The organism is Peptostreptococcus sp., assembly GCF_977045075.1.
In genome coordinates, this window is the sequence record NZ_CDRRTB010000051.1 from 1 (window position 1) to 11,670 (window position 11,670).

11 protein-coding genes are annotated in these 11,670 nt (G+C 38.8%); 1 reads left to right on the forward strand and 10 read right to left on the reverse strand.

Annotation, left to right across the window (positions count from 1 at the left end; translation table 11 throughout):
- Positions 1–12 precede the first annotated feature (12 nt).
- From recO to ACW6OJ_RS05315, 9 genes are all read right to left on the reverse strand, one after another.
- Complete coding sequence (gene recO, locus ACW6OJ_RS05275) at positions 13–759, reverse strand: DNA repair protein RecO (RefSeq protein WP_293429647.1); 747 nt, start codon at positions 757–759, stop codon at positions 13–15.
- Between the two features lie 80 nt (positions 760–839).
- A complete protein-coding gene (gene mgtE, locus ACW6OJ_RS05280) occupies positions 840–2,216 on the reverse strand; it encodes a magnesium transporter (protein WP_314494852.1) in 1,377 nt (458 codons plus the stop codon).
- A gap of 12 nt (positions 2,217–2,228) precedes the next feature.
- Positions 2,229–3,131, reverse strand: coding sequence for a GTPase Era (era, locus tag ACW6OJ_RS05285; protein WP_455104751.1), 903 nt, complete (start codon positions 3,129–3,131; stop codon positions 2,229–2,231).
- Positions 3,132–3,208: 77 nt separating this feature from the next.
- On the reverse strand, positions 3,209–3,910 hold the full coding sequence (locus ACW6OJ_RS05290; RefSeq protein ID WP_293429663.1) for a diacylglycerol kinase: 702 nt from the start codon (positions 3,908–3,910) through the stop codon (positions 3,209–3,211).
- A 240-nt stretch (positions 3,911–4,150) separates the two neighbouring features.
- Positions 4,151–4,612 carry an rRNA maturation RNase YbeY gene (ybeY, locus tag ACW6OJ_RS05295; protein WP_293435712.1) on the reverse strand — a complete coding sequence of 154 codons (462 nt, stop codon included), beginning with the start codon at positions 4,610–4,612 and terminating at the stop codon, positions 4,151–4,153.
- Entirely contained in the window at positions 4,603–5,655 is a 1,053-nt protein-coding gene (locus ACW6OJ_RS05300; protein WP_456095961.1) for a PhoH family protein, read from the reverse strand. The genes ybeY and ACW6OJ_RS05300 overlap by 10 nt, the downstream gene beginning before the upstream one ends.
- A 147-nt stretch (positions 5,656–5,802) precedes the next feature.
- A complete protein-coding gene (gene hpf / locus ACW6OJ_RS05305) occupies positions 5,803–6,354 on the reverse strand; it encodes a ribosome hibernation-promoting factor, HPF/YfiA family (RefSeq protein WP_293429632.1) in 552 nt (183 codons plus the stop codon).
- A 313-nt stretch (positions 6,355–6,667) separates the two neighbouring features.
- The gene (gene fba, locus ACW6OJ_RS05310; protein WP_293429630.1) at positions 6,668–7,591 is read right to left on the reverse strand and encodes a class II fructose-1,6-bisphosphate aldolase; all 924 of its coding nucleotides are present in this window, start codon (positions 7,589–7,591) and stop codon (positions 6,668–6,670) included.
- A gap of 108 nt (positions 7,592–7,699) precedes the next feature.
- Complete coding sequence (locus ACW6OJ_RS05315) at positions 7,700–8,605, reverse strand: patatin-like phospholipase family protein (protein WP_456095962.1); 906 nt, start codon at positions 8,603–8,605, stop codon at positions 7,700–7,702.
- A gap of 152 nt (positions 8,606–8,757) precedes the next feature.
- Between ACW6OJ_RS05315 and ACW6OJ_RS05320 the strand changes: the two genes are divergently transcribed.
- Positions 8,758–9,879, forward strand: coding sequence for a hypothetical protein (locus ACW6OJ_RS05320; RefSeq protein ID WP_456095963.1), 1,122 nt, complete (start codon positions 8,758–8,760; stop codon positions 9,877–9,879).
- A gap of 228 nt (positions 9,880–10,107) precedes the next feature.
- Here ACW6OJ_RS05320 and ACW6OJ_RS05325 read toward each other — a convergent pair.
- On the reverse strand, positions 10,108–11,670 hold a 1,563-nt coding region (locus ACW6OJ_RS05325), incomplete at its 5' end, for a cobalt-factor II C(20)-methyltransferase (RefSeq protein ID WP_456095964.1).

Here is an 11,670-nt window from a genome sequence, read left to right on the forward strand (position 1 = left end):
AAAAAATAGATATTACTTTAAAGTTTTCAAGAGGTCTAGGGATTTGAAACTGACATTTTCAAAATAATTGACCAGGTAGATCTTCAATAAAGAAAAGAGCTCCCTGACCAAGACCTCTGCAACTTTTGCTTTGCTACATACTATTATATCATTATTTAGTATATATTGCATAAGTGATATAGTAGTTTGATCCAATTTTATAAAAAATTTTTCCTTGGTATTGCAATTATTGCATACCAAACCCCCATCCTCGACAGAAAATACAGCATATTTCAAATTATTATTGCCACATATTGTGCACCTATCCAAGTTGGGTCTATAGCCCATATAGTCCACAAACTTGAGCAAAAAAGCATCTAGGACCAGGTTCTTATTGTCTATTTTCTCAGAATACAAAAATAGGGTCTGGGCTAGAAGTTCAAAGAGCCTATTATTTGGCTGGCCTTCCACAATATTGGCCTCCACCAGCTTAATTATAAAGGAGGCATAGGAAAAACTCTCAAAGTCCATGGAAATATTATAGAAGCTCTTGATATTGTCAGCCTGGTAAAGGGTAAACATATCCTTCTGCTTTCTTAGGTTGTAGTTGTTGTAGGAAAAAAGCTGGGATGCAGATAAAAACCTGCTCTTTTGTCCCTGGGCTCCCTTGGCTATGGCTGAAACCTTACCATATTTCCTAGTAAATATGGTAAGTATCAGGTCCTTGTCCCTGTATTTGACGGCCCTTAGAACTATACCTTGCGTATCTAAAACTATCATTTCTACCTCATAAATTAACAAAAATAGCTAAATTGCAATTCTCATTCCAATTTAGCTATCTAATATCATCATCTAATTATCTACATTAAGAATGTGCTTATCATTACATAGTAAACACCTATTCCTATTACATCCATCAATACTGCCATTATAGGCGAGAATATAGCCGTTGGATCCGAATCCATCTTAGCTAGGATAATAGGTAATAGGGTACCTGCACATGCACCTAGTACCATATTTATTAAAATAGTTAGGGCTACGACCATTGTAATTTCAGGCTTACCTATAAATACTGCCAGCAAAATAACTGCAATTATAGCTACTACAATACCATTAATCAAACTACTTATGATTTCCTTAAGTATTAGTACGCCATCTACGCCCTTGTCCTTGTCTGTTAGATTTATTACTGTTACAGATGATGACTGACTGCTAACACTACCTCCCAAAGCTACTACTAAAGGTGCCAAGAAGATTAATTCTATAAGATTCTTATCTATAACCTTCTTAAAATTCATAAATATAATAGCTGTTATAAAGGAGATGATTGCTGTCAATACCAACCATCCTAACCTACCCCTCACGCAAGATATAATCTGCTGACCTAGGGTAGAATTGTCATCTTCATCAGTATCTCTTTCTCTCTCACTACTTCCTGCAATCTTGTAAAGGTCCTCTGAGGCCTCTTCCTCCATTACATCAATAATGTCATCTATAGTTATGATGCCCTTTAGGATACCCTCGTCATCAACAACTGGTACTGCAACAAGGTTATACTTTGAAACTATCTTTACTGCCTCTTCCCTATCGTCATTGTCATTTACAGACCTGACATTCTCCATCATTATGTCCTCAATTATCTCTGAGTCCTTGGCTAAGAATAGTTCTCTAAGTGAAAGTACACCTACTAGTTTCTGATCATTGTCAAGTACGTAAATATAGTAGATTGAATCTGCGTCAACTGCCTCTGTCCTTATATGCTTGATAGCAGACATGACACTTAGGTTCTTATTTACAGTTACATAGCCCTTCTTCATAGTTGAACCAGAGGTTTCATCTACATAAGCCAATAGTTCTCTTAGCTCAGTCTCATCCTCCTTGTTGACCATATCAAGGATCTTTTCTCTTTCTTCCTCTCCCATGTCTCTTAGGATGTCTGCAAGGTCACCTAGTGACATCTCCTCGAATATACTCCTAACATGGTCTACATCCATTTCTGAAATCAACTCCATAAATAGGTCTAGTTCACATTCCTCTAGTATTGATGCAGCAGTGTCTAGGGGTAGTATTTCAAATAGCTTTACCCTATCTACCTCATCTAGCTCCATCAATACATCATATATATCTACCGTATGGTACTCCTCCAAGGTCTCCTTTAACTCAATGAGCTTGGATTTATCAATCATTTCTTTAACTTCATTGTACAACTCTCGCGCCGAGTCCTGTTTTTTATCCATCATAACCACCTTTTAATCTCTATTTTCATTTAAACCAAAATCAGTAATAAAATTAGTCAGGTTTCTCCAATTTTCCTTAACCTTAACCCATAATTGGAGATTTACCCTTGTATCCAATAAAAATTCTATTTCTTCTCTCGCTGATTTTCCGATTCCCTTTAGCTTTCTACCATTCTTACCTATAATGATGCCCTTGTGGGAGTTTCTTTCACAGTAGATAACTGCTGATACATCTACTATGTCCTTGTCCTTTCTGGCCTTCATCTTTTCAATCTCAATTGCTATTCCATGGGGAACCTCATCATTAGTATACTGAAGCACTTTTTCCCTGATTAGTTCTGCAACCAAGACCCTCTCAGGCTGGTCTGTAACCATATAGTCAGGAAAGTACTTTGGTCCTACATCTAGGGTCTGCTTTATAGCCTTTATAAGGCTGTCAATATTTGAGTTCTTTAGGGCCGATACTGGAATTATCTCCTTGAATACCCCCTCCTGATCATACATCTTTATCAGGTCAAATATATCCTCCTTGTTGGCTATCTTGTCAACCTTGTTGATTACAAGAAATACAGGCACCTTGGCCTTTCTTAAGTTGTCTATAATCATAGAATCTCCCTTACCTATCTTGTCTGAGTCATCTACTACGAACAAGATACAGTCAACATTCTTGAAAGATTCTTCGGCTGACTTTACCATCATCTGTCCTAGCTTGTTCTTTGGCTTGTGTATGCCTGGTGTATCCAAGAATACTATCTGAGCCTGGTCATCTGTATATATAGCCTGGATGGTGTTTCTTGTAGTCTGAGGTTTGTCGCTCATTATGGCGATTTTCTCACCTACCATGTTGTTCATCAGTGTAGACTTACCTACATTAGGTCTACCTACTATACTGACGAAACCCGATTTATATTCCATATATTTCTCCTTAAATGCCTCTTTTTATTTTGATAAAACATTTTAATTATACCATATACGGTAGTATTTTTCAAATTTTAATAAAACAAGCCAAGCTGGAATATAACTATGGCCACCAGGGTCCCCAGTATGGCTCCAGCTACTGTCTCCCAGAAGGTGTGAATCTTTCCCTCTATCCTACTCTGGGCCACCAAAAGCGCCATCAGATAGGCAAGAGAAGATGCCTCAACCCTCTCTGTCATAAGGGTGATAGATGTTGCTATTGCAAAGGCTAAAGCTGCATGGCCACTAGGCATTCCACCCTTTAGGGGCGTACCAGTAAATGTTATGGCCTTAACCACCACAACTGCTATAAGGACTACCACTATACATATAAGGGTAATGTGGAGTTCTGACTCCCTTATCCTATAAACCAGGTTGCCTGTAAGTAGGGTAAGCTTTTTGTAAAATAGTATGTAGGCCACACCAACTGAGTATATGGCAGATACTAATACTGCCCCTGCAGCCACGTCCTTGGCTATCTTTGCCAGGGGGTTGTACTCCTGGGTTACCATATCTACGGTTTTTTCTACTGCTGTATTTATCATTTCTGTGATTACAACAAGGGTAATAGCTCCTAGAAGAACTATAAATTCCATCTTTGAAAAGTCAAAGAATAGGCTGGCTATAAGTACCAGGAAGCAGGCCAAATAGTGGAGCTTCATATTTCTCTCACTTCTAAAGGTATATAAGATACCATCAATGGCAGCATTTACAGACTTGGTAAAGCCCTGCTTTATTTTCTTGTCCTTGTTCTTCTTAAAGGCCTTGTATCTCTCCCTATCCTTTTCTTCCTTGAGTCTTTCCTTGTCTGGCTTATAGGACTTCTTTTCCTCCATGCCACTTGACTCACCTATCATCATTTCATCTATGTCCTCAAGGTCTACTCTACTAGTCTTTTTATTAAGATTTTCATCTATATTTTCATCTATATTCCTATCATCTCTCAGGTCTTTATTCATACAAATCCCCCATCAGCTTTAGTTTCTAGTAATTCCTAGCTGGCTAAGTACAGCCTCTTCCTTGGCCCTCATTTCCTTGGCCTCTTCCTCTTCCATGTGGTCATAGCCAAGCAGGTGGAACATGCTATGACATACCAAGAAACATACCTCTCTTTCTAGGCTATGACCAAAGTCCTTGGCCTGGTCAGATGCCCTTTCTATGGAAACCACTATGTCTCCTAGGGATATTGCCCCGAAGTCTACATCGACCTCCTCACCATCATACATTGGAAAGGATAGGACATCAGTCACCTTGTCTATCTTCCTATAATCCCTATTTATTTCCCTTATCTCATCGTTTGATACAAAGGATAGGCTTACTTCGTAGTCATCGTCATAGCCCTCATAGGCTAGAACACCTAGGATTACTGCCTCTACCTTATCCATTATATCCTGGTCTAGCCTTGCAAAATCCTGTCTATCTTCAAAAATTATTTCCATTTTTTATCCCTACTCTTTCCTCTTGAGTCACTATCTCCTGACCTATCATCTCTAGATTTCTTTCTTTCACCGGACTTTTCCTTAAACTCCATCCTCTTTTCATGCTTGGCATAGGCCTTGATAATTCTCTGAACTAGCTCATGTCTAACAACGTCCTTTTCAGTCAACTCCTTGTAACCTATACCCTTTACTCCCTCAAGTATCTTAATCGCCTGGACTAGGCCACTCTGCCTAGACCTAGGTAGGTCAGTCTGGGTAATATCACCTGTAACTACAGCCTTCGAGCCAAAGCCTAACCTTGTCAGGAACATCTTCATCTGCTCTGGCGTAGTATTTTGGGCTTCATCCAGTATAATGAAGGCATTGTCTAGGGTCCTGCCCCTCATAAAGGCTAGGGGGGCAACCTCTATAATTCCTCTTTCAAGGAACTTGTTAAACTTGTCTGGTCCAAACATATCAAATAAGGCGTCATAAAGGGGCCTCAAGTATGGGTCTACCTTGTCCTTCATATCACCTGGTAAAAATCCAAGTGTTTCTCCCGCTTCTACTGCTGGCCTAGTCAAGATTATTTTTGTAACTTCATCAGCCTTAAAGGCCTTTACTGCCATGGCAACTGCAAGGTAGGTCTTACCTGTACCCGCTGGACCTATTCCAAAGGTAATGTCGTGGTTTTCAATAAGGTTGACATACTCCTTTTGCCCTAGGGTCTTTGGTTTTACGGGATTACCTTTTTTGGTAATTACTATAGTATCTTCTAGCTCCTTTATCCTGTCCTGACTACCTCCAAACATAAGGTCGATGGCATATAATATAGCCTGCCTGTCCAGGGTCTTGCCTACCTCAACCATCCTGTGTAGCTGGCCCAAGAGCTCTAGCGTAGTCTCTACATTTTTTTCCTCTCCCAGAACTACAATAGTCCCCTCTCTTAGGAGGATATCTGTATTTAGGTTCTTTTCTATAAGCTTTATATTTTCATCAAAATTTCCAAATAATTCATGTTCAAATTTAGGTTCGTAAATCTGAAATTGCTTTTGTATTATCAAGTTATCACCTCTATTTTCATTGTATATACTTATTATATCAAATATATTGCTAAAAGCATAGAGGACAGTAATTACATACTGTCCTCTAAAAAATAGGTGAGATCGTATATTAACAATCTCTATATGTCAACCCTCTCAGGAGTCTCATCATTCTTGCTCAATTAGGCCGTAGCCACCGTCACCCCTTCTATAAACTAGACAAACCTCGAAGGTATCCTGGTCTTTGAATAGGAAGAAGTCATGTCCTAATAGGTTCATCTGCAATACAGCCTCTTCTGCTGACATAGGTCTAAGATTAAACCTCTTCTTTCTCTCAAATACTAGTTCTGTATCACCTGGTAGGCTGTCGATTTCTTCTTCTACTAATTCATCAAAATTCTCAAACCTGATAGTTGAATTTCCTGCGCCCCTAGTCTTGAATTTATTCTTGTATTTCACAATCTGTCTGTTTAACTTATCACACACTAGGTCTATAGCTGAATACAGGTCGTCCTGTACATCTTCAGCTCTTACAACATGTCCATTAATATTATCCAGAGTAACTTCAACCTTCTGTTTTTCCTTCTTGTTTGCACTTACCGTAACTCTTAATTCTGCCTCAGGGTCAAGCAGCTTTTCTAACTTGCTGAACTTCTTGTCGATATAGCCCGTAATTCCATCAGTTAATTTTATCTTCTTTCCTGATACTGTTATTCTCATAAAAACAACTCCCTTCGGATAGATTGATAATTCAACCTATTTACTTCTTATTTTTAGTATAATAGAGATTCATAACTAATTAAAGTCTTTAAATTATATCTTTTTTGTTGTATAATGGATGTAAGGGCGAGTTTTTATAGACTCTCCTATTTTTTTATCCACTTTTAGCTAAATTTATAGCTGATATCAAGGGCTAGAATAAGTCCTTTTCGTCAAAAAAGAGGAGGCATAGCCTCCCCTAAAAGTTTCTATTATTTATAAGTTATGGTTATGCTTGCTTATTTAAATAACTATACCTTCTCCTAAGTAATTCCTATAAAGAATCCTTAGAACCTAATACAGTATCTATCTTACCAAGAACAACTTCCTTTATAGCATCTCTACCAGCACCTAGGTACTTTCTTGGGTCGAATTCCTTAGGATTTTCTGCCATGAACTTTCTGATAGCTGCAGTCATTGCAAGTCTTAGGTCTGTATCCATATTGATCTTACAAACAGCCATTTCAGAAGCTTTTCTTAGCATTTCTACTGGAACACCCTTGGCACCAGCTATATCTCCACCGAACTTGTTACAAGTAGCAACAGCGTCCTGGTCAACAGCAGATGCACCGTGAAGTACGATTGGATAGTTTGGTAGCTTAGACTGGATTTCTTCTAGTATATCAAATCTTAGTTTAGCCTCACCCTTGAACTTGAAAGCTCCATGAGAAGTACCGATTGCTATAGCTAGTGAATCAACACCAGTTCTATTTACGAAATCTACCGCCTGGTCTGGCTCAGTATACTTATGTACGTCAGATGTAACATCATCCTCTGTACCAGCTAATACACCTAGTTCAGCTTCAACTGTAACATTCTTAGGATGTGCATATTCAACAACCTGCTTAGTAATAGCTACATTTTCTTCGTAGTCAAGATGAGAACCATCTATCATAACTGAAGTAAATCCAGCATCGATACACTTTTTAGCCATTTCAAAGTTTGGACCATGGTCTAGGTGTAGGGCACAATCTACTCCGATTTCTTCAGAAGCAGCCTTTACTAATTCTACTAGTGTGTCGATACCTGCATATGATATAGCAGACTTTGAAGCCTGGATTATAACAGCAGAATTTCTTTCCTTACAAGCCTCTAGTACACCCTGTAACTGCTCTAAGTCACTGATGTTAAAAGCTCCTATAGAATATCCACCTTCATATGCCTTCTTGAACATTTCTTTAGTATTTACTAATGCCATAATTTCCTCCTTATAAACTTTTAAAACTTACCCATCATCCTTATTATACCAAAAAATATTACTAAATGAACATCTTTTTTTAAAATAAGTAAGCTCCCATATAATATATTACAGGTATAGGTAGGCCATTATATCCTTAATCTGTCTTACTGTATCATCAAAGCCTAGCTTGTAAAGCTGACCCAACTTTTCTAGGTCTCCCTCTAACCTATTTACGTCCATAAATACAGATGGACTAATAACATATAGCCTCTTCTGTGAATTTAAGATTGTTAGCTCATCACACTGCCTATTGTAGTCCTGGTCACTCCTGGCAAGGACCTCTGCAAATTCAGGATAGGACTTGTATACCCTGTTTGTCACTAGGTGGTTAGACTTTACCTTTCTCCTGAATGAGCTTGGCCTGGTCCTAACTACTATAATTTTTTCATATCCTTGGTCTAGGGCCCACCTATAAGGAATCTTGTTGCTACAGCCCCCATCTAGGTAGGGAACTCCTTCAATTTCAACCATTTTTGAAATAAATGGCATACTGGCAGATGCACTGACAGCATCGTATATTTTGTCTCCAAGCTGGTCCCTGTCAAAATATTCCGGCTTACCAGTCAGGCAGTTAGTAGCAACGACAACAAACCTCTTCCTCCTGTCAAAGAAGGTCTCCTCATCAAAGGCTTCCTCATCAATCTGATTCATTACAAAATCAAAACCTACAACTCCCTTATTGGTCTTGATAGCCTTTAGGCCTATATATCTGCTATCATGCCTATAGGTAAGGTTGATCCTGGCTGCTCGACCAATCTGGCCAGATACATAATTCATTCCATTCATGGCCCCTGCAGATACACCAATTGTACACTCTGCATTTATACCCGCTAGCATTAAGGCATCCAGTACCCCTTCGCTGTATAGACCCCTAAAGGCTCCTCCCTCAAGGACTAGACATAGCTTGCTAATCTTGTCGCTTGCCCTTCCCCTAGGTATCTTATCTATCTTTGAAAATATCTTCTTTCTCATAGTTACCCCTCCTTCTTACTAGGCATAATCCTAACTCCAATTTTACTATATTAGAACCCAATAATCAAACTTATAGTAATATTCATATAAATGTGCTATAATTACTAAGGTATATAAAAATATTATATAGTTATTTAATAAGAGGTGGTTTTTTGAGAAAGTTTATAGCTAGAATGCCCCTACCAATCACGGCCTTGGCCCTGGCTTGGGTACTTCTAGGAAACATATTTAAGGGCTTGATTCCTTTTTTGAGTGACATGTGTATGATAGTGGCCTTAATACTACTAATACTAACTATAGCCAAGATATTCTTGAGCCCAGTTAGCTTTTACACTAGCATCAAATCACCTGTAGGCCTATCCCTCTTCTCATCCTTTCCTATGTCATTGATAATGATATCTGTATGGATGAAGGAGCTATTTGACAAGGCCAACCTTTATTTTTGGGTAGCAGGTGTCGTCATTCAAACGGCAATCTTGATCATATTTACAATTAAATACGTCTTTAACTTTAGGATAAAGTATGTCTTCCCTAGCTGGTTCATGGTCTACGCAGGCCTGGGTATGTCGGCCATTACCTGCAAGGACTTCGGTATGGATATATATGGAAAGGCGATCTACTTCTACACTATATTTATCTCTATAATCTTGGTAATACCTATTTTAACTAGGTTCTTCAAGAGGGATACTACTATAGCGGCTAGACCTCTTATATCACTCTTGGCCATACCTTTGGGTATTATACTACCTGCCTATATAGGCCTGTCACCAAGCGTTTCCACTAATAGTCTATGGCTAATGTTTATAGGACTACAGGCAATCCTGGTATTTGTTATTATCAATATGATTCTACACCTATTTGACGGATTTTTTCCTACTTGGTCCTGTTATGCCGTTTCGGTAGCAATTGTAGCCTATGCTTCAAAGTTTTTCTTGGCATACCTACTAGGTCACAAGATGGGGTCTGATATAATTACCTATATAATCTATGGTGAATATGCACTGAGCTTTATAGTCGGAGCCTTTATGCTGCTTGCAAGCTTTATCAGCATATTAGAGGACCCAGAGGTCCATAGGCAGAGGGTTATGGAAAATACTCAAAAGCTTAACCTGCTTGAGCTTCAGAAAAAGTTAAAGAAAAATGAAAAAAGAAAAAATAAGGATATAAAAAAGGCCTCTAGCAAGAGGAAGAAGATGGCAGATGATGCCCCTAGTCCAGATCCGGTAAGGGATTCTGAAGAGTCTTCCTTTAGCCTAGAAGACCTAATAGACTAGTCTATTGGCTAGACTCGTTTATTGCCTATTTTATAGGCAATAACAAAGTAAACTAGATTTTCCATAAATTCTGGCATTGACGGTAATGACCTTCAAAGTAACGATACTAAAAGGCCATCTTACTGTCAATGCTATTTTTTTATATATTTTAATCGAATTTATTTAATTTATTATAGAAATATTAGTTATCTTAACATATTTATTTTAATTGTTTTTGGTCCATAAATCCTATATATTAGCCTTGTAGGTCTTCTTGTTTACAATTATAGTAGTAAAGTAAGAATAAGAGTCTAGGTCCTTAGCCTGGCTTATATCCCTATAAACCAGCTCTTCTTCCATAGCAGAATTCGATACCATAATAGACTTGTCTGCCAGACCTTTGGCCTCAAGCATTTCTATTATTGGCCTGCATCTTTTATAGACCTTCATAAGAACTATAGAATCAAATAAATCTACCATCCTTTCTATCTCCTCCATAGACCCTGTACACGGATATACTAGCATTGGGTCTGTATCCATGGCTAGGGAGAAGTTATTGGATGCTGCTATATTTGAAAAGGAGCTAAGACCTGGTATTGTTTCGATTTCTATCCTGTCTATCAGCCTATCTAGTAGGTAGACATAGGTAGAATACAGCATTGGGTCTCCCAAACTGACAAAGCCTACTTGCTTGCCATGCCTTACATCATCTATTATCTCTTTAGATATGGCATCCCAAGATTCCCTCTTTTCCTGGCTATCGTAGGACATAGGGAAGTGTCTTTCCTTTAGGACAAGGTCCGGCCTTAGGTAAGGGTCTACTATCTTCCTTACCCTACTCTCCCCACCAATTTTTGCCTGTGGTAGGTATAGTATATCTAGTTTATCAAGGGTCTTGGCCGCCTTTATAGTAAGGAGCTGACTATCACCAGGTCCTGTCCCTATACCATAGAACCTTCCAGCTTCCACTTCTTGGTCTCGACAAGCTACGCCTATCCTCCTATCCTCTTCAATAGCATCAGCTAGGTTTTCTACAAACTTGTCCTGGATAGCCTCAAATTCACCCATACCTTCCATATGGACCTCTACTTCAAAGCCCTCGGCCCTTAGTATACTCAACCAAGAATCCTCCTCCTGGCCAGCCATATCATTTTTTGCATGGTCTCCAGCCACCAATAGAAAGGGTCTAAGGTGGATCTTTTCTATTCCATCCTTTTTTAGGAAGAATATCATGTCCTCTATTTCAGGATAGCCCTCTACAGTCGCAAGATAGGCCTTGATAGAATTTCTACTCAACCTATAGTCTATGGCTGCATATGAGGCATGTGCTTGATGTCCTGTACCATGACCCATCCATACACTAGCTGACCTCTTCAAATCAAGCTTAGTATCTTCAAGACTAACCTCTTTTATTAGGTCGGTCACATAGTCATAGTCTTCTAGACTGGTAAGCAGGGGCCTTCCAACAAGTATCTTGTCAAACTTATGCCTGTAGTTGTCTATTATATTCATCATCTTGTTGTACTCTTCACCACAAATTAGATGGAGAGACTGGATATATACCTCCTTGTAGCCCTTTTCCAAAAGTAGGTCTAGGGCCTGACTAGGATAAAGTACTTCCTCATTGTCCCTAGTCTTTAGCTTTTTTATAATCATTTTTGATGTCCATGACCTATAAAAGTCGTAGTCAGGGAACCTGTCCCTCAACCTTTTTTCACAGGCCTCTATAGTCTTCTGCCTAGTATCCATATGGGAAGTCCCAAAGCTGATAACCAAAAGGGCCTTCCTTTTTATATTCTCCATTCTGCCTCC

What these genes read in the sequence shown, in the direction of transcription:
- recO (WP_293429647.1), bottom strand. Translation starts at nt 759, where the DNA reads ATGATAGTTTTAGATACGCAAGGTATAGTTCTAAGGGCCGTCAAATAC.
- mgtE (WP_314494852.1), bottom strand. Translation starts at nt 2,216, where the DNA reads ATGGATAAAAAACAGGACTCGGCGCGAGAGTTGTACAATGAAGTTAAA.
- era (WP_455104751.1), bottom strand. Translation starts at nt 3,131, where the DNA reads ATGGAATATAAATCGGGTTTCGTCAGTATAGTAGGTAGACCTAATGTA.
- ybeY (WP_293435712.1), bottom strand. Translation starts at nt 4,612, where the DNA reads ATGGAAATAATTTTTGAAGATAGACAGGATTTTGCAAGGCTAGACCAG.
- hpf (WP_293429632.1), bottom strand. Translation starts at nt 6,354, where the DNA reads ATGAGAATAACAGTATCAGGAAAGAAGATAAAATTAACTGATGGAATT.
- fba (WP_293429630.1), bottom strand. Translation starts at nt 7,591, where the DNA reads ATGGCATTAGTAAATACTAAAGAAATGTTCAAGAAGGCATATGAAGGT.
- ACW6OJ_RS05315 (WP_456095962.1), bottom strand. Translation starts at nt 8,605, where the DNA reads ATGAGAAAGAAGATATTTTCAAAGATAGATAAGATACCTAGGGGAAGG.